The 18,346-nt window shown below is 58.6% G+C and carries 20 protein-coding genes and 1 pseudogene; 7 read left to right on the top strand and 14 right to left on the bottom strand.

Annotated features, from left to right (window positions below; translation table 11 throughout):
- Positions 1-92: 92 nt before the first annotated feature.
- The 11 genes from SB13_RS15185 to SB13_RS18065 all read right to left on the bottom strand — a co-directional run bounded on the left by SB13_RS15185 (position 93) and on the right by SB13_RS18065 (position 8,720).
- A complete protein-coding gene (locus SB13_RS15185) occupies positions 93-614 on the bottom strand; it encodes a phage major tail tube protein (RefSeq protein ID WP_026741162.1) in 522 nt (173 codons plus the stop codon).
- On the bottom strand, positions 614-2,038 hold the full coding sequence (locus tag SB13_RS15190; RefSeq protein WP_026741163.1) for a phage tail sheath subtilisin-like domain-containing protein: 1,425 nt from the start codon (positions 2,036-2,038) through the stop codon (positions 614-616). Before SB13_RS15190 ends, SB13_RS15185 begins: the two co-directional genes overlap by 1 nt.
- Positions 2,028-2,225, bottom strand: coding sequence for a hypothetical protein (locus SB13_RS15195; protein ID WP_026741164.1), 198 nt, complete (start codon positions 2,223-2,225; stop codon positions 2,028-2,030). The genes SB13_RS15190 and SB13_RS15195 overlap by 11 nt, the downstream gene beginning before the upstream one ends.
- A complete protein-coding gene (locus tag SB13_RS15200) occupies positions 2,222-2,725 on the bottom strand; it encodes a Gp37 family protein (RefSeq protein ID WP_235202422.1) in 504 nt (167 codons plus the stop codon). The genes SB13_RS15195 and SB13_RS15200 overlap by 4 nt, the downstream gene beginning before the upstream one ends.
- 785 nt (positions 2,726-3,510) lie before the next feature.
- Positions 3,511-3,813: a hypothetical protein gene (locus tag SB13_RS15205; RefSeq protein ID WP_036149942.1), complete on the bottom strand. Its 303-nt coding sequence runs from the start codon at positions 3,811-3,813 to the stop codon at positions 3,511-3,513.
- Between the two features lie 8 nt (positions 3,814-3,821).
- A complete protein-coding gene (locus SB13_RS15210; RefSeq protein ID WP_026741167.1) occupies positions 3,822-4,139 on the bottom strand; it encodes a hypothetical protein in 318 nt (105 codons plus the stop codon).
- The gene (locus tag SB13_RS15215) at positions 4,136-4,771 is read right to left on the bottom strand and encodes a hypothetical protein (RefSeq protein ID WP_026741168.1); all 636 of its coding nucleotides are present in this window, start codon (positions 4,769-4,771) and stop codon (positions 4,136-4,138) included. The genes SB13_RS15210 and SB13_RS15215 overlap by 4 nt, the downstream gene beginning before the upstream one ends.
- On the bottom strand, positions 4,761-5,396 hold the full coding sequence (locus SB13_RS15220) for a transglycosylase SLT domain-containing protein (RefSeq protein WP_036149941.1): 636 nt from the start codon (positions 5,394-5,396) through the stop codon (positions 4,761-4,763). The genes SB13_RS15215 and SB13_RS15220 overlap by 11 nt, the downstream gene beginning before the upstream one ends.
- Positions 5,397-5,398: 2 nt before the next feature.
- Positions 5,399-5,743: a putative holin gene (locus tag SB13_RS15225; RefSeq protein WP_026741170.1), complete on the bottom strand. Its 345-nt coding sequence runs from the start codon at positions 5,741-5,743 to the stop codon at positions 5,399-5,401.
- 2,002 nt (positions 5,744-7,745) lie between these two features.
- A complete protein-coding gene (locus SB13_RS15240; protein ID WP_026741173.1) occupies positions 7,746-8,279 on the bottom strand; it encodes a hypothetical protein in 534 nt (177 codons plus the stop codon).
- A gap of 18 nt (positions 8,280-8,297) precedes the next feature.
- Positions 8,298-8,720: a helix-turn-helix domain-containing protein gene (locus SB13_RS18065; RefSeq protein ID WP_235202423.1), complete on the bottom strand. Its 423-nt coding sequence runs from the start codon at positions 8,718-8,720 to the stop codon at positions 8,298-8,300.
- Between the two features lie 86 nt (positions 8,721-8,806).
- Here SB13_RS18065 and SB13_RS15250 point away from each other — a divergent pair, with 86 nt between their 5' ends.
- The 7 genes and pseudogenes from SB13_RS15250 to SB13_RS15280 all read left to right on the top strand — a co-directional run bounded on the left by SB13_RS15250 (position 8,807) and on the right by SB13_RS15280 (position 13,944).
- On the top strand, positions 8,807-8,995 hold the full coding sequence (locus SB13_RS15250; protein WP_026741174.1) for a DNA-binding protein: 189 nt from the start codon (positions 8,807-8,809) through the stop codon (positions 8,993-8,995).
- A 54-nt stretch (positions 8,996-9,049) separates the two neighbouring features.
- On the top strand, positions 9,050-9,355 hold the full coding sequence (locus SB13_RS15255) for a helix-turn-helix domain-containing protein (RefSeq protein ID WP_026741175.1): 306 nt from the start codon (positions 9,050-9,052) through the stop codon (positions 9,353-9,355).
- A 17-nt stretch (positions 9,356-9,372) separates the two neighbouring features.
- Positions 9,373-10,287: a hypothetical protein gene (locus SB13_RS15260; protein ID WP_026741176.1), complete on the top strand. Its 915-nt coding sequence runs from the start codon at positions 9,373-9,375 to the stop codon at positions 10,285-10,287.
- A gap of 9 nt (positions 10,288-10,296) precedes the next feature.
- Positions 10,297-12,057 (top strand): DDE-type integrase/transposase/recombinase, encoded by a 1,761-nt coding sequence (locus tag SB13_RS15265; protein WP_026741177.1) that lies wholly within the window; start codon positions 10,297-10,299, stop codon positions 12,055-12,057.
- A 198-nt stretch (positions 12,058-12,255) separates the two neighbouring features.
- A pseudogene (locus tag SB13_RS15270) lies at positions 12,256-13,158 on the top strand (ExeA family protein); the annotation flags it as partial.
- A 2-nt stretch (positions 13,159-13,160) separates the two neighbouring features.
- Entirely contained in the window at positions 13,161-13,454 is a 294-nt protein-coding gene (locus SB13_RS15275) for a hypothetical protein (RefSeq protein ID WP_026741179.1), read from the top strand.
- Between the two features lie 97 nt (positions 13,455-13,551).
- Complete coding sequence (locus SB13_RS15280) at positions 13,552-13,944, top strand: Mor transcription activator family protein (RefSeq protein ID WP_026741180.1); 393 nt, start codon at positions 13,552-13,554, stop codon at positions 13,942-13,944.
- Positions 13,945-15,572: 1,628 nt separating this feature from the next.
- On the opposite strand, the gene SB13_RS15290 is transcribed toward SB13_RS15280, so the two are convergent.
- Genes SB13_RS15290 through cysT form a run of 3 tightly spaced genes read right to left on the bottom strand, consistent with a single transcriptional unit; the run spans position 15,573 to position 18,258 of the window.
- Positions 15,573-16,565: a sulfate/molybdate ABC transporter ATP-binding protein gene (locus SB13_RS15290; RefSeq protein ID WP_026741182.1), complete on the bottom strand. Its 993-nt coding sequence runs from the start codon at positions 16,563-16,565 to the stop codon at positions 15,573-15,575.
- Positions 16,555-17,436, bottom strand: a complete 882-nt coding sequence (cysW, locus tag SB13_RS15295; RefSeq protein ID WP_026741183.1) for a sulfate ABC transporter permease subunit CysW — start codon at positions 17,434-17,436, stop codon at positions 16,555-16,557. Before cysW ends, SB13_RS15290 begins: the two co-directional genes overlap by 11 nt.
- Before the next feature lie 9 nt (positions 17,437-17,445).
- Positions 17,446-18,258, bottom strand: coding sequence for a sulfate ABC transporter permease subunit CysT (gene cysT / locus SB13_RS15300; RefSeq protein WP_026741184.1), 813 nt, complete (start codon positions 18,256-18,258; stop codon positions 17,446-17,448).
- Positions 18,259-18,346: the final 88 nt, after the last annotated feature.

Below are 18,346 nucleotides of genomic sequence, written 5' to 3' on the forward strand. Positions count from 1 at the left end.
CGGTCGGGCCGCCGTGATGGCCGGCCGCGACCGTGGGTGTCGCCTGGTGACGACGTTCGAAAAACTCGCTGTCGTCCCCAGGCGACGCGGCATTAGCCGCCGATATTGGTGCGGTAGTCGCTCAGCTGATCGACGCCGTTGACCATGAAGATGTTCGCCAGATAATCCAGCTCAAGGATGTCTTCGCCATCCATCACCTGCTTGACGTAGGTGCAGTTGAAGCTGGAGCTGAACTCCGCATTTTCGTGCGGTTTGAAGGTGCCCAGCGGGTTCTTCTTAAACATCACGGTCAGGTAAGTGATCATCGGCACTTCGTCGACGCGGCCCTGCGCGGTGTAGCGTTCCACGCTGGAACGGCACTGCAGAGACAACGCGCTGTACGGGTTGGCCGTGGCCAGCATCGCTTCGCGGTAGAAGGAGTTCCATTTGATCTCCCCTTCCAGCTTGTCGAACCCGGAAGGCAGTTCGATTTTGCCCACCATGCCGAGCGCTTTGTGCTCCTGCATGGTCATGCTGATGTCCGGCAGTTTGATTTCTTCCGCACGGCCCAGCAGATTCGCCCCGCTCAGATAAATATTCGCATTGGTGATGCGATTGACTTCGATTTTAGCCATTAGCTATTCCCCTTCAGCGTCACCAGGTATTCGGAGGTGATCTCGGATTCGTAAGACAGACGTTCCAGCGGCGGCGGCGGCGTGAACTTGTAGCTCAGCAGCACGTGGCCTGCGGCCAGCTCGGTTTCTTCATTGCGTGCGGCGTCGTACCAGCACTTGAAGCCCAACAGCGCGCCGTTGCCGATCAGCGTACGGCCATAGGCGTTGACGGATTCGGTCAGCGCGTCGATCAGCGCCTGGCTAATCGGCTGGTCGATGAACTGCGTGCTGAAGTAGCGGATGGATTCGTTGATCACATCGGCGGTACGACGCACGTTTTCAAAGTTGCGCATGTGGGTCACGGACGGCCAGGCCGCCTGACGGTTGCCCCACAGACGCAGGCCGCTGCCGTAGCTGTTGAACACCGTGGTGATGCCCTGTTCGTTCAGCAGGTTCACTTCGCAGTTCGGGTCGTCGATCATGGCTGACAGCTGGCGTTCCACGCCGGTGATGCCGGAGATCTCTTGGTTGGAGCTGCTCCACCAGTAGCCTTTCTCGTTGTCCACCTTGGCGCGCAGGCCGGCGGCGCGCTGAGACAGCGGCTCCAGACGTTCGCTGTTGGTGTTCGCGTCGTAGACTTTGACGTGCGGGTAGCAGAGCTTCACGCGGTCAGAGCTGGTGTTGAAGTTGATGGTGCCAGTCGGTCCGCGGCCGCTGATGGCCTGCTGGAACGTGGTGCCGATCGGCGCATCGACGTAGGCGACGGCGCCCAGTTTGTCGGCCAGGGACACCAGTTCGGTCACGATGCTGGTCTGCGTGCAGTACACCGGCGCAATCAGGATCTTCGCGAAGAAACCGAAGGCGTTGTAGGTGTCGTTCAGCAGCTTCATGCCGGTGCGGTTGCCCGCTTCGTTCACGCTGCCGATGATGTCGGCCGCGGTGACTTTCGACGGATCGGCGAAGTCGTAGCTGGCGATCACGGTGCTGCCGCTGTCGATGTTGGTGCCGACGCGGGTGATTTTCCCGGTCTGCGCATCCAGCGTGTAGTCCTGACCTTCCACGTACGGCTGAGCGTCGTCGCTCTTACGCAGCACCAGGTTGGAGACCACCGGGTTTACCAGCTGGGCGACGCCCGTGCTGTCGAACGTGACGGAGGCATTGCTGACCGAGGTCTTGTGTTTGACCGGGTCGAGCACGTTGATCACCAGTACCGTACCGGCGCCGTGGTCATAAATGGCGTCCAGCGCCTGCGGGATGGTGAATCCGCTGACCTGCGAGCCGAACTGTGCCGCGTTGGTTTCCGACACGCACAGCGTGACGTCGTTGACCGGCCCCATGGGCGCGGTGCCAATCAGGCCGATGACCGCGGATTTGACGGTCTTAATCGGGCGAGCGCCGGTTTCGACCTCAACGGTTTCGACCCCATGCAGATAATTAGCTGCCATGGTTTACCTCGTTGTTAGTAGTGGTAGAAGCGCCGTTTCCCAACGGTTGCAGAAAGCCCAGAGCGACCAACGTTTTCACGTAATCATGCTCGGCGGGCAGTTCCNCCTCATGCTGGGGAAACAGCAGCACTTCGGAGCCATCAGCCAGCGTGACGCCGCTGGTCGGGCCGTTGTAGCGGTATTTCATGTTTCGCTTTCCTTGTAAGTGACTTGTGTGAGTAATGGCCCGTCGGGCAGCGACGCGTCTTCGGTCTGCAGCGTTTCCGCGGTGAACCGAAGCGTGTAACGCCACAGTCCATCGCTGCTGCCCTTGCCGACGACCGTCTCTTTCTTCAGCCGGATTTTGCGGCTGCAATTCGGGAGCCGAAGCCCGCACAGCAAGCGCCGCAGCGCGTCCAGTACGGTCAGCGCCCCGTTTTGTCCGCTGGATTCGCGGCACACGACGGTGGCGCGCAGCTTGACAAGCTGCGTTTGCAGCACGATCCCGCACTCCTCCGGCTTGCGAAACGCAGAGCCGGCGTAGCGCACCAGAATCGCGCCGTCAGGATGGCTGAGGACATACTCAGCCGGTTTTCCGGGGAAAGATTCCACCTGCAAGCCGGGAAAGGCCTCGGCAATCCGGGCAACCACGGCATCAATCATCGGTGAGACGTCCATTACGCGTTCCCCCGCACGGCGCGGCGACATAGGCCGTTCGTCGTCTGAGCGCCGCAGCGCGCAAATGCCGGAAGCGCGTCGCCGCGCCGCGCGGTACGTGTGATGAACTGAACAAATTGAATCGACTGCATGACACCGTCCTGTTTTCGTAAACTGAGGTCAGTATCGCGGGAAATGGGGCGTGGGGCTTTTAACCCTATTTAGAAACACATTGGACATCAATAAGTTGCGAATTTTCGCCGAGTAGCGGTCCGTCGTGGAGTCAACGTGCGCCACCGCGCCGCAGCGCCAGCCAGAAAGGCGATAAGGCGTGGTATGAAGTTGAGGTTGGAGGCTCGGTAATGGGGGGTTCGGGGTTCGGGGTTCGGGGTTCGGGGTTCGGGGTTCGGGGTTGGACGCTGGAAGTAAACAGTTTGGATATGGGAGAAGTGACGCATGAAAAATGGAGACAGCAGAATTTGAGATGTCAGCCGCAGGCGACAACGCTTTAAGTAAAAAGCGACATGGAAGTTGAGCCGTTGGGTTCAGGCGACAATGCCTTAAGCAAAAGCGACACCGCTATTCAGCCGTCGGGTACAGACGACAATGCCTTAAGCAAAAGCGACACCGCTATTCTGCCGTCGGGTTCAGACGACAACGACTTAAGCAAAAAACGACACCGCTATTCAGCCGTCGGGTACAGACGACAATGCCCCAAGCAAAAAGCGACACGGGATTGAGCCGTCGCGGAATGCCGACATAGGGGGAGAGGGAGGGACGTCGCCGCATCATGAAAGCGTCTCCGCGATGAAGAGGACGCGCGAAGACGCTTGGGTTTAGTCGTGCCAATATTTGGTGGGGTGGGCGATGCCGGGCAGGCTGTCGACCGTGTAGTCGACCAGATCCGCGCCAAGGCGGGTGAGGCTCACGGTCCCGCTGCCGTACGGTTCGGGCTTGACCGAAATCGTGTGGCTTTCGGTCAGATAGTCCAGCGCCCTACGCAATTCGGGCGCCGTGACATCGGGATAGATCCCGCGAATCACCTCCAGCAGAAAAAACAGGCTGACGGGATACGGCCGCGCACGGCTTAGCGTCACCAGGACATGCCAGCGCATGGACTCCTGACGCAATCGAGACATCTCCACCGCTAGGATCTCCCATGCTGTTGCACCAGCTCCAACTTGTTGTAAAGCGCGTCGAGCTTGGCTTCAATGACCGTTTGTCCGCGAATGTAGTCCTCGCGGCGCACATAGTTCAGCGGCAAATCGGCCTTGAACGCCATAAATTCGCGCTCCAGGCTGTTTAGGTCGCCCATACTGGTTCTGAAACTGGTGTCCAGCGCCAGGAATTGCTCGGCCTGACGCTTCTCCATTTGGGCAAAAAACATCTTCGCGACCGCGAAAACGAAGCCCATGAAGGAGAGAAGCAGACCGACCAGCGTCCAGAATTCAATCTCGACCTTCATTTTTCCAGCCCCGCGATATAGTCCAAAAGCCCATTCACCTGGGCGGCGAGCCGTTGATAGGCGGCGCCGATTTCAGTGGCGTGGGCGAGGAGATCGCGCTGGGCGACGCCGGAATCGCGTAGCCGGGGATCAACGGCGGCAACGGCTCCGGACGCGCCGCCAGCGCCGCGGACAACGGCGGCGGCGTTTCCCGCATTGGCGGTGAGGGAAGACAGGCCGAAGGCGGCGTTGTACTGCTGCACGAAGCCAGCAGTAAACACGCACTCGATAGCGTGACTCTGACCGCGTTCATCTTGCCAACGATGGGTAACATCATCAATTTTCCTTTGTAGCTGTTGATGGGTACGACGCAGGTCGGACACGGTGGCGAGATAGCGTTTTTCCGCCTCCGCCGCTGAAACAACCTGCTGTTGATAGCGCTGCTGCCAGGCCGTCAGGGCCTCGTTATCCTCTTCGGCCTGCGCCAGCAGCGCCTGCTCGTGGCGGTTTTGCAGCTCGCTCAGCGCCAGTTCGCCGTCGCGGGCGGCCTGAGCCTGTCCGCGCTTATAGCCGTTGTCGTACAGGCCCCAGGCCAGCAACAGCACCAGTATGAAAGCGCCCAGCCAGCGCCACGGGATCAGATTAGTGAACACAGCTGGCGTCTCCCCATGTCAGATAGCGCGGCGCCAGCTCCTTCAGGATGCGCTGCGGATAGTGGCGATTTTCGCGGAAGTTGGCGGCGCTGCGGCCCGCGTTGACGTTTTCGACGTGGGAGAACCAGCGCTGACCGTTCAACCCTCGCGTTTCCGCCAGACGGCGGTCGCGCTGCACCCAGCCGAGTCCCCCGTTATAGGCCGACAACGTCATCGCCATCCGCTCACAAGGGTTGGCGCCGCGCAGACGCTCCCACAACCAGTGGTCGTATTGCGTAAGCGCGCGTATAGCCCAGCCGGGATTAAAGGGTTGATTTGTATTGAGTTCGGGCATGATGCCGCTGAACCACTCGGCGGTGGCGGGCATAAACTGCGCCAGCCCCTGCGCGCCGACGGGCGACACTGCCTGCGGATTCCAGCCGCTCTCCTGATGCAGCTGGGCGGCGAAGTCGGCCACCGGCGCTGACAGCCCCCACTCCATCCGGGCGCTGCGGATCAGCTCGCTGCGATAGCGCTGCGCGGCGGCGGGCGCTTTATCGTCGGCATGAACCAAACGCGGCGCTCCGCCCCACGACGCCAGCAGCAGCGCGGACAACAGCAGGCCCACGGTTTGTGGCGACAGCATGATTACAACCCCGTCGCCACAGACAGACACACGGCCGCGACGATCATCGCGCGGCGCAGCAGTACGGCGGCAAAGATCAGTTCACAGCCGACCCGCACCGGATAATGCCCGCGCGCCATCTGCTCCGGATCGTGCTCCAGATACTGCCCCAGCGAGGCTTTCGGGAACAACGAACGATCCAGCCAGTAGCCCAGCACCGCCGCCAGCGTAATCAGCGAGATCTTGTAGATCACCACCGACAGCTGTTGCGGCGACACCAGCGCGATGAGCACCAGCAGCAATACCGCCGTCAGTTGCCAGCCCAACAATCGTTCCAGCCGCATGATGCGGCGTTTTTTACTTTGCATAACAGTCTCCTTGAGAAGTGAAATGCACACAGCATTACGGAGACGATCGGGGGGTGATTGTAAACGAGATTATAGCGTCCACCGCCTTACAAGCCGCGTGGCTCAAGGGCTGGCGCTTATTTAAGCGGGGGGGGGATTCGACGGATGATTCAATGCAACGAAGCGTAAAACGCGCAGAGGGCGGGAAGCCGTATTATCCAAAAGGCGACACTCATGACACCGGCTCCATCAGCTCTCGCCCAAAAGGCGACACTCGCGACACCGGCTCCATCAGCTCTCGCCAAAAAGGCGACACTCGCGACACCGGCCTCATCAGCTCTCGCCCAAAAGGCGACACTCGCGACACCGGCCTCATCAGCTCTCGTCCAAAAGGCGACACTCACGACACCGGCTCCATCAGCTCTAGCCAAAAAAGGCGACGCTTACGACACCGGCCTCATCAGCTCTCGCCAAAAAGGCGACACTCGCGACACCGCCCTCATCAGCTCTCGTCCAAAAGGCGACNCTCATGACACCGGCTCCATCAGCTCTTGCCAAAAAAGGCGACACTCGCGACACCGGCCTCANCAGCTCTCGCCCAAAAGGCGACACTCGCGACACCGCCCTCATTAGCTCTCGTCCAAAAGGCGACACTCGCGACGCCGGCCCGTTTTCACCCCTGTCGAGTCTGGACGCCCGAATGAAAATCCGCCATGCGATTTTTGTCCGGGGTTGTCTGTTTTTACCCCGGCGGTTGCGTCCGCGCGGGTCGCCTCCCTCGTCGGACATGCCTTCCGGCAGCACAGGAGCACAAGGGATTACGCACAGCCGGAAGATCATCCATTTGGGAAAGAGCGCCCCCCTCACGCTGACGCGTCAGGGATTCGCAAGCGCACATCTGAGAATTGGCGGATAAACGGCACCGCGCTTAAGGACGTCGGCGGGGCTCGCCGGGACCCGGTAGCGGCGCTTATCCCGTGCCCGCCGGGTTCAGGTTGGGCGGGTCATCGCCTGACGGTTAGCCTGACTGGCCAGCCGCTACCCACCGAAATGGTTCCCACAATTCGAACCGTGCTCGCGACACTCCTGCTGGCTAATACGCTCCATGCGTCGGCTTTTGATCGTATTGCCGTTTTTATCCAGGGTATATACCGGATATCCCACGGGCTTGAAGGAGCGGTTGTTCCGCTCCGCGTCATAGTCATAGGGCGCGCACGCCAGAAGATTCGCGGAAAGCAGTGCCGTCCAAAGTGATCGAAAGCGCATCATCAGGCTCCAGGACCATAAGGTCTATCAACGAGTAAGGGCATTAAGCTAGCACGATTGACCGCAGCGAAAATCAAGAAAAGAGGTGAGATTGAGCGTTCGTTTAGGGAGAGATTTCGCGCCGCCCGAAAGCCCCGCGAGCGCCACCGCCGCGCCCCTGTCGGGCGCAGCGATCGACCGACGCAGGCGCGTCGGGTACAGCCATCAGTCAAAGGAGATCAAGACGACGGCTCGCTTGAATCGCTCGCAGCCGTCGTCCGTGCGCCCTCGGGGAACCACGAACGCCAGCACGGGTGCTAAGGCGGGTTATGCGGCGAGCGGCGAAGCATCATGATGACATCGCTTTTACGCCCGCACGCAGCAACAATATCGGGTAGCGGTCCGTGTTCGAATAACATGAAAAATGACGTCATAAGAAGGGCCATGTTCCGCACGGGAGGGTGCCGTTGCCGCCCACGCTCCCACGCGGAACTTTATGGGTATATTCCAGGGAAATAACAATGAATCAAATAAATACATCAGCCTGCGGTTATTGTTGATAGGGACTGTCCACAGTCTTTTTTTCGCCTTCGCTTATTTTATGGTCCGGCCGCGCCAGCATATTTCGCACATCGCCGGAACGCGTGTACGTTACGGCGCCATTAAATGGCTTCGGCAAAGATTATGAATGTCTGTACTCGGCACGAAAATCTGGGATAAAACGCTCCCACCGCGCGATAAGGCTTCTGGGGACTCCGCAAGGCGTCAGGTATTACCATTACATGCCTCGACGAAACAAAATGACATCGATAGTATCAATAATAGTCTGATTTTCCGTGGCTATCCGGGATTCGATTTTCCGGATCTTCTCCAGGTTTTTACCTGCCAGGGTGACCAAACATACCCAGCTGGCATAAATAATCAGTTTCTTTTCGTCTAAATCTAACAAGGTGGGTTTTTGGTGGAGTATAAGAAAAATATTCCACAGAACAAAAATAAACGCGCCAGAAATCAATCCGAATAAGAGGATGCATGGGATATTGAAATAACAGCGGCGCGAGGATTCATTTCGGTTTGATATCAAGGCTTTTTTCATATTCAGTAAAGTGCGGTCATCCATCTCGTGCAACTCTGGGGGTCGTCTTACCGGCGCGGGATTTATATTCACGACGGACCCGACATGTATGGAGCCAGGATTATCCCCCCCGACGCTTATCGTTATTTGTCGCTCCAGGTTCTCTTGAGGCAGCATTTTTAAACTGCCCGCGACCTGATCTGCAAGCTCCTGTAATTCATTATCTCTTCTGTCCATGATTAGTCCTTTATATTATCAATGATTTATAACCAACTTCAGCACGCTATCAATCCTATCATTATCAATAGCAGGTTCTTTAATTAGGAAGTTATATATTTTTGCTGATTGTAATACGAGTTCCGCTGGCGTCCAGCGTCGTCCCGCATGTTTGGCCAGCATTTCCAATTTTAGGACAATTTTTGCGAGCAGCTCCGCATCCAATGCGCCAGCACGCGTCTCCGATGACACGCCCTGCTCGCCGGTTAAAATGAATTGCACGTTCGCGCCCGCTTTTGCAAACGCAGCGAACACATCGCCTCCTGGCACCGCGACGCCACGCTCATATTTGCTCCACATTTCACGAGAAACGCCACATCTGGCCGCGGCTTCGTCCTGTTTTAACGCTAGCCGACTTCGCTCAGATTTTAGACGCTGAGCACAAAGAGAATCAAAGTTCACAAAAACCCCGTTGACAATGAGAACTAAAGTTCACAAAATCTATTGCACAAATAGATACTTTCTTCGTAGAAAAAGGAGCCATCTCGATGAAAACCCCCGAGCAGGTCAAGCAGCTGTTCCGGCAAAACGGTTGGACCTTCAACCGCTGGGCCGAGGAAAACGGCTACCGCCCCTCAGACGTCTACCGCGTTTTGAACGGACTCACGAAGGCGAAATACGGAAAAGGCCATGAAATTGCAGTGAAACTTGGCCTAAAAACGCCTCAACCCGTTTGATGGTTATCAACCTCCGTAACAGATTATCACATATTAAAAAAAGGAGAATGTGGCATGAGCAAGGCAAACGTATCCAGCGCAGGCGTTCGTATTCTGCGCGTTCTCAAGGCATTGCGCGGCCATACCCTGGGCGGCGTAGCGAACGGAGAACTGGCGGCGGCGCTGAATGAGTCGCCCGCCAACATCCATCGCGCGCTGCACACCTTGATTGAAGAAGGATTGGCGCAACGGCTGGACAACGGGCGTTTCGCACTGAGCATGCAGACCCTGCAAATCGCTCAGGCTCATGCCAACGAAATCGCACTCGCACAAGACCGCATCAACGAAATGAACCAGCGTTTGCTGGCCGGCAGCCGGTAGTAGAAGGACTCACACACATGGCAAGAATAAAAAATCCACCGCTTGAATTAGTTGCGGATGCCGCGTTGGCCCGCGATCTGGACGAGAACCTGAACGCGCTTTCGCAGCACCAGACGCGCATCATGCAGCAATACGGCGAAGGTCTGCCCTACGAGCGCGACCGCATTATTCACGAAGCCCGCTTTTACATGGCGCAGAGCGCGGAAGCGATGCTGGAAGCCGGTAAACGATTGGTGATCCTCAAAGAAAACGAGCCGCACGGCACCTTTACGACCATCGTCGAAAACGAACTGGGGCTAGCGCCGCAGGNGGCGCGCCGCATGATGCAGGCCAGCGTCAAGTTTCTGGGCTACGGCGACGGCTCGCAGCCAAAACGCTCATCGCTGCGCGTTCTGGGCAAAACCAAATTGTATGAACTGATGGTGCTGGACGACGACGATCTGGACCAGTTGGCGGAAGGCGGCACGGTGGCGGGCGCGACGCTCGACGAGATCGACCGCATGACCAGCCGCGAACTGAAGGCCGCCCTGCGCGAATCCCGCGAGAACAGCGCCGCTCAGCAGCGGGTGCTGGCGGATAAAAACAGCAAAATCGACGAGCTGGCCACCCGGCTTGCGAAAAAGTCCCGCATCGCCACTCCCGAACCAGACCCGCAGAGCGCCCAACTGCGGGCCGAAGTCAGCGCCATCGCCTTCGACGCCGAAGCGCATCTGCTCGGCAAACTGCAGGCCGGTTTCAGCGAGCTGCTCAACAGCCACGACGCCCTGCAGTCGCCGCCGACCGAATTCATGAACGGCCTGCTGTGCCAGCTGGAGCGCGCCATCCATCAGCTGCGCGAGCGCTTCTTCCTGGACGAGGCGCCGAACGCCAGCCTGAAACCGGCCTGGCTCGACGCCCCTGAACCTCGCCTGCCCCACACCGAGACGGTCTGAGGAGTGATGATGAACGCCGCCCTGACGGAAAAACTGGTCGCTGTCGCCCGCGCCGCGCGCGAAGCCGGACACGGCAGCCGCGGTCCGATCTACGACGCCGCGTGCGCCGAACTGGGGATGTCCCGCGGGACATTGCTGCGCAAGCTGAAGACCGTGGCGATGCCCCGCCGCCCTCGCAAGCAGCGCAGCGACGCCGGCAACAGCGCCCTGACCCGCGAAGAAGCCGCCCTGCTGGCCGCCACGCTGATGGAAGCCACGCGGAAAAACGGCAAACGCCTGTACGCGATAGCGGATGCGGCGGACACCCTGCGCGCCAACGGCCTGATCGACGCCAGCCGCATGGACCCGGCCACCGGCGAGTGCATCCCGCTGTCCGCCTCCACGCTGAGCCGCGCGCTGCGCAACTACGGCCTGCATCCAGACCAACTGAGCGCCCCCGCGCCGGTCACCGAACTGGCGAGCCGTCACCCCAACCACGTCTGGGAAATCGACGCGTCGCTCTGCACGCTCTACTACCTCAGCAACGGCCGCAAAGGGTTGCAGGTGATGGACAGCGCGCGCTTCTACAAAAACAAGCCCGCCAACCTGGCGCGCATCGCCAGCGACCGGGTGTGGAGCTACGAAATCACCGACCACGCCACCGGCTGGATCTACGTGGAATACGTGATGGGCGCGGAGTCCGGCGAGAACCTGTGCTCGGTGCTGATCAACGCGATGCAGGCGCGCGGCGGCGCCGACGTCCTGCACGGCGTGCCGAAGATCCTCTACCTCGACCCCGGCTCCGCCAACACCGCCAGCATGACCCGCAACCTGTGCCAGTCGCTCGGCATTGAGCTGATCGCCCACAAAGCGCACTCGGCCCGCGCCACCGGCCAGGTTGAGAAAGCGCGCGACATCATCGAACGCAAACTGGAGCCGGGCCTGAAGTTCCAACCGGTCCACAGCCTGGAAGAGTTGAACGCGCTGGCCGCCAAGTGGCGCAGTCACTTCAACGCCACCGCCATCCACAGCCGCACCGGAATGACCCGCACCGCCGCGTGGCTGAACATCAGCGACAGCGAGCTGGTGAAAGCGCCGTCGCGCGACGTGTGCCGCGAGCTGGCGGTCTCCTCGCCGGAGACCCGCAAAGTGACGCCGAAACTGCGCGTCTCGTTCCGCGGCGTGGAGTACGACGTGTCGTCGGTGCCGGACGTCATGGTCGGCCAGACGCTGCGCATCACCCGCAACCCGTGGCGCAGCCGCTGCGCGCAGGTCGTGATGATGGGCGAGGACGGCTACGAGCACTACTGGCAGGTCGAAGAGGTCGAGAAGGACGCCTACGGCTTCGCCGCCTCCGCGCCCGTCATCGGCGAGCGTTTCCGCGCGCAGGCCGCCACGCCCGCGCAGACGGCCAAAGCCGAGCTGGAGCAACGCATCACCGAGACGGAAAACGCGACGGACGCCGCCGATGCCCGCCGCCGCCACGCCCTGCCGTTCGGCGGACGGCTCGACCCGTACAAGCAGATCGACGACGCCGAGTTGCCGAGCTATCTGCCACGGCGCGGCCAGCCCTCGCCGGTGCGCGCCCCGCGCGTCGAACAGCGTCCGCTGAGCCACGTCGAAGCCGCCCGCCTGCTGCGCGAACGCTTCCTGGCCCACGGGCAGGACTGGACCTCGGCGCACTATCGCCAACTGGCCAACCGCTATCCCGACGGCGTGCCCATCGAGGCACTGGAGCCGCTGGCCGGCGAGCTGCTTACGCCGCCCGCCCGCATCGTCAACGGGCCTTGATCCCTCGGCGCGACCGCGCCGCAACCTGAACGGGCCGACTCGCTAAGCGGCCCTCCCCGCCGACCCAGAGCGACGCGTCATCGCGCCGCCCAGGGGACGCTCAACCTTTTTTCGGCGTGACGGCACGTCGCAGAGACAACGCAAGACCGCAAAACGCCCCGACGGCACGCCGTCAGGAAACGATCGCCACGCGTTATGGAGGCAAGGATGTTATTGAAAAAACAGGTGTTGCACCCCGAGACCCGCAAAGCGTTCGGACTGTTCCGCGACCCGTTTGCGGAAGACGCACTGCTCGGTGCAGAGGACGTGTTCGTCACGCCCGATATCCGTTATGTGCGGGAAGCGCTGCATCAGACCGCGTGCTACGGCGGTTTTCTGGCGGTGATCGGCGAGTCCGGCGCGGGCAAGTCCACGCTGCGCCGCGACCTGGTCGACCGTCTGGAGCGCGAGCGCGCCCCGGTCGTCGTCATCGAACCTTACACGCTGGCGATGGAAGACAACGACGTCAAAGGCAAAACGCTGAAGGCCGCGGGCATCGCCGAGGCGGTGATCAGCACGCTGGCGCCGCTCGAACGCATCAGACGCACTCAGGACGCCCGCTTCCGCCAGATGCACCGGTTGCTGCGCGACAGCAGCCGCAGCGGATACAGCCATGTGCTGATCATCGAAGAAGCGCACAGCCTGCCGATCCCCACGCTCAAGCATCTCAAGCGCTTTTTCGAACTGGAGAGCGGCTTCAAAAAACTGCTCTCCATCGTGCTGATCGGCCAGCCGGAGCTGGCGTCGAAGCTCAGCGAGCGCAACCCCGAGGTGCGCGAAGTGGTGCAGCGCTGTGAAGTGGTCGAACTGCGGCCGCTGGACGGGGCGCTGGCGGACTTTCTCAGCTTCAAACTGGGCCGCGTCGGCAAAACGCTCGACGAGGTGATCGACGACGGCGCGCTGGACGCCCTCCGCGCCCGACTCAGCTTTCACACGGGCGGCCGTCAGACGGTCAGCCTGCTTTACCCCCTTGCTATCGGCAACCTGATGATCGCCGCCATGAATCTGGCAGCCAGCATCGGCATCCCCCTCATCAATTCAGACGTCATTAAAGGACTCTAATCATGGCCAAAATCATCATCAACATTACGCATAAAAAAGAAACAGCGGCGCGCGGACTGAGCGCGGTGGACCTGTCTTGCGCCGTCACGGCGGAGCTGGAGGACCACGAAGAGCAGGTGACGCTGCTGATGACTCAACTGCTGGGCGCCGGGCTGCCGGACCTGATCGAGTCCGCCAACGACCAGTTGGTCATGCTGCTGGAAGACCAGGGGGTGCGGGTGGCGGAAGCGACCGTCACGCCGCTGGACGACGATACCGCCGCGGCGTCGGACGACACGGGAGGCGCCCGCCCATAAGACACTGACCGGCGTCCGCGCCGGTCGCCATCGCTCCGTTAACGGGGAAAATCGTAGTGAAATCAATAATTTTTGACATCAAAAAGAGGAATACATCATGACAAACAGCAACAGTTTTCGCAGTAAAGGCCCGGAGCTGCTGGTCGAGCTCGCTCAGCACACTTCCAACATTCTGCACGAGGCCGTCGACATGGACACCCGCACCGCCGACCAGATCGGCGAAGCCGTCGCCAGCCGGATGATGCAGGTCTGGGGCGGGCAAAACGTCTACTTCCCGATGGGGATGGCCTGGAGAGTCAGCCAGCGCGACCAGGAGATCTTCAACGACTTCAACGGCAAAAACCATCACGATCTGGCCCGCAAATACGGCGTTTCGCTGCAGTGGATCTACAGCGTCGTCAAGCGCGTCCGCAAAGAGGAACAGGCGCGCATACAAGGCTCGCTGTTTGAAGGAGGCGCCGCCAGAGACAGCACCGCCGACGACGACTGATCTCCCCGCCTGGACCGCACTCCCCCGCCGGTCCGGGCGGGGTTTGTCCCATCAAGACGCCTCGCCTGGCACCGCTCAAAACCGCCTCACGTCTCGCTCACCGCTTTCGCTGCTTCACTGATTCGCTAATTCACTGATTCACTGATTCACTGATTCACTGCTTCGCTATTTGGCTATTTGGCTATTTGGCTAATCCGATGCTCCCTCCAACGCCGCAACGCCATCACTTCAATACCCCTCCCACCCACCGTTGGGGGCATTCAACCCCCAAGGTCTGAGGACATGGTGGGTTGGTGGGTTGGTGGGTTGGTGGGTTGATAACGCCGCCAGCCACCGCGTCTGGCTTGAAAGCCCCCGCAGAACTCGCCGAAAGTGAATGCTTCACGGAGGAAACTCCGGCTGACGGGGCATCAGCCACCGCGCCTGGCCTGAAAGCCCCCGCTGAACTCGCCGAAAGTGAATGCATCACGGAGGTAACTCCGGCTGACGGGGCATCAGCCACCGCGCCTGGCCTGAAAGCGCCCGCAGAACTCGCCGAAAGTGAATGCATCACGGAGGTAACTCCGGCTGACGGGGCATCAGCCACCGCGCCTGGCCTGAAAGCCCCCGCTGAACTCGCCGAAAGTGAATGCATCACATAATCGGCGGCAGATTCCCAAAGGGCCATCGCGGCCCGGCAATAAAAGGAGAAACAGGGTTGAGAAAGCCGATCCGCCCCCTACAGAGGCGCTTAAAATCGCGCTCAAAAAATGACGGCTGTTGCCGTTTTTTCACAGATGGATTGCCGCGTAGGATTGGCCGCTGCAGAGTGGACTCCACGGTCCTCTGACCTGTTGCAATTCGTCGAGAATCTCTATTTCCCGTATAATACGACGCGTCGCTTCGCGGCTATTCGCTGAATAAAGCTTTCCCACTTCGATCGCACGGCCTTTATGGCTATCCTCTATTTCCACTCAGCCAGCCCCGGCGCTAAGCGATCAAAAAATAAAAATACTGATAGGACCAGTTCCCACAGCGACGCTGAATACCTCGTCGACCGAAAAATAAAGAATGCAAAAAAATAAACAGGCAACGCGCTTTTATCAAAAAACAGACAAAATACTAACGAAATAGTTAGTCAAAAAAAGAGGAAATAAACCCGAAATTATTCTGTACCTATCCGTATTATCAACCAGCAATCAATAATAATAAAAAATTCATCTTTCCTTTTCGTGCGGATAATTATTCAAATTCATTTCTTTTTTCACATAGCAAAAAAATGTTTCATCCCCCCGAGTTTCCCATTCCTGCCCTCGCATTCTCGAATCTCATTATCTCTCTTTTCCGATGGGGATTATATTGGTGGGGATCAATAGGATATATCCATAAATACCACGCAGAAAATAAACACAGAATTGAACAGAAAACGGACGTTACTGAGACGTTATTTTTTCGACGCGCGTTGAAGATAAAAAATATCTCCAGAGCAAAAAGTCAGCGATGAAAAATATTAGCGAGGAAGAGCGCTAATTGATAAATAGGCATATTGGGTAGGAGGGTAATAATTTATGGGGTTACTACTATTGATCTGCGTCTGAGAAATAACATGACCCGGCTTTGCTTATCGACGCCGGGTCATTCGAAAGAAGTTAAATTTCCCAGTCGTGGTTGTAGGTTTTAGGTTTAAATTGAATGATGTCGCCCCGATGTAGCCCGGAGAGCGTGTTGTCGTCATGCGCCACTTCAGCTTCAATCAGCTCGGGATTCCCCTCCATCTGCAACGTTAAACGCGTTAACGCCCCCAAAGGACGGATATCTTTGACGGCAACCGGCTGGTAGTCCGGCTGCGGATCTTTCGACAACACCACTTCATGCGGACGGAACAAGATCGATTTGTCGGATTCAGACAACGTCAGGCGGTTGCTATCGCCGAGGAAATGGTACACAAACTCGCTGGCGGGATGGTTGTAGACCTCGTGGGGCGTCCCAATCTGCTCAATCACGCCTTTGTTCATCAGCACGATTCGATCGGCCACTTCCATCGCCTCTTCCTGATCGTGAGTCACGAAAACCGACGTCAAGTTGATATTCTCGTGTAGGCGTGACAACCAGCGACGCAGCTCTTTACGTACTTTCGCATCCAGCGCCCCGAAAGGTTCATCCAGCAGGAGGATGCGCGGCTCGACGATCAGCGCTCGGGCAAGTGCAATACGTTGGCGCTGACCGCCAGAAAGCTGCTCCGGATATCGGTCCGCCAGCCAGTCTAATTGCACCATGTTCAGCAACTCATGCACTTTGGTTTCAATGTCGCGTTTGGACGGGCGAATCGCTTTCGGCTTCATCCGCAAGCCAAAAGCAACGTTATCGAAGACCGTCATGTGGCGGAACAATGCGTAGTGCTGAAAGACGAAGCCCACGTTGCGATCGCGTACGTCATGTACCGAAACGTCCTCGCCATGGAACACAATATTGCCGCTGTCCGGCTGCTCCAGTCCGGCGATGATCCGCAGAAGGGTCGTCTTGCCGCAGCCCGACGGCCCCAACAAGGCCACCAGCTCGCCGCTTTGAATGGACAGATTGATGTTATCCAGCGCCCTAAACTGACCAAATTGCTTGTTAACGTTATGGACTTCAATGCTCATTTTTGGCCAGCTCCTGTTGTTGCTCTAACTGTTTTGTCAAACGTGCCTCGCTCCACTGGCGCAGCAGCAGTATCACCAACGACATCACCAACAGCAGAATAGCCACGCTAAACGCCGCGACAATGTTGTATTCGTTATAGAGAATTTCGATGTGCAGCGGCAGCGTGTTAGTCATACCGCGGATGTGTCCCGATACCACGGAAACCGCCCCAAACTCGCCCATCGCTCGTGCCGTACACAGCACCACGCCATAAATCAGCGCCCATTTCACGTTGGGCAACGTGATGTTCCAGAACATCTGCCAGCCATTCGCGCCCAGCAGACGCGCGGCCTCTTCTTCCTGCGATCCCTGTTGCTCCATCAGTGGAATCAGCTCGCGCGCCACATACGGCAACGTCACGAAGATAGTCGCCAACACGATGCCCGGCACCGCATAGACCACCTGGAGATCATGCTCCATCAAGAACGGATAAAGTTTGCTCTGCGCCCCGAACAGCAGCACATAGACCAGACCGGTCACCACAGGAGAGACAGAGAACGGCAAGTCGATCAAGGCCAACAGCAGCGTCTTACCGCGAAACTCGAACTTGGTCACACACCATGCCGTCGCCAGACCGAAAATCATATTCAACGGCACGGAAATCACGGTGGCAAACAGCGTCAACTTGAGCGCCGACACGGCATCTGGCTCGGAAATCGCATTCCAGAAGGCGCCCACGCCATTATGTAATCCCTGCGTCACCACCATGACCAGCGGTAACACCAACACCAGCACGAAGACCACCCAGGCAAGCCCGACCAAGGTGTAATAAGTCACAGGCCGCCGGGAAACAGAGCGTGTCTTGTCAGACACGGAAACTGTGTTGTCCATAATCATCCCTTAGCGATTCGGTTGAATTCGGCGCTGCAACAAGTTAATCAGCAACAGCATAATGAACGATAGAACCAGCATGAACACACCGATCCCCGTCGCCCCTTTGTAATCGTACTGGTCCAGCTTGGAGACGATCAGCAGCGGCATGATCTCCGTTTTGAACGGGATATTGCCGGCGATAAACACCACGGAGCCGTACTCTCCCACACCGCGAGCGAAAGCCAGCGCGAAGCCGGTCAACCAGGCAGGCAGAATGGCGGGCACCAGCACGTGACGGAATATCTGCAGCGGTCCGGCGCCAAGACAAGACGCCGCCTCTTCCACTTCCTTCGGAATGTCCGCCAGCACCGGCTGTACCGTTCGTACGACGAACGGTAGCGTGACAAAAATCAGCGCCAGCGTTATCCCCAAAGGGGTATAGGCGATTTTGAAGGGAAACAAACTGCCCACCAGCCCGGTGGGCGCATAGAGCGACGTCAGCGCGATACCGGCCACGGCCGTGGGCAACGCAAACGGCATATCGATCATGGCATCGATAATCTTGCGTCCGGGGAAGTGATAGCGTACCAGCACCCAAGCCAGCAGCGTGCCAATGATACCGTTGATAAAGGCGGCAGACAGCGCCGTGGAAAACGAAAGCCGCACAGAGGACAACACCTGTCGGCTGGTGATCAAATCCCAAAACTGGGTCAGAGTGAGTTGGCTGGCGTAGAGGAACATCGCCGCCAGCGGGATCAAAACAATCAGCCCCAGATAGGTGAGGCTAAAACCTAACGTCAATCCAAAACCGGGCATTACCGGCGAAGCACGTCGCGACATAACAAGCCTTTCTTTTTATCTACCAGACCACAAAGGTCTCCCGCGTCCCTGCGTGACAAAACCGCCCCACGCCGGGGCGGTTTACATC

This window comes from Lonsdalea quercina subsp. quercina, assembly GCF_000688695.1.
In the GTDB taxonomy this organism is placed as follows: Bacteria; Pseudomonadota; Gammaproteobacteria; order Enterobacterales; family Enterobacteriaceae; genus Lonsdalea; species Lonsdalea quercina_D.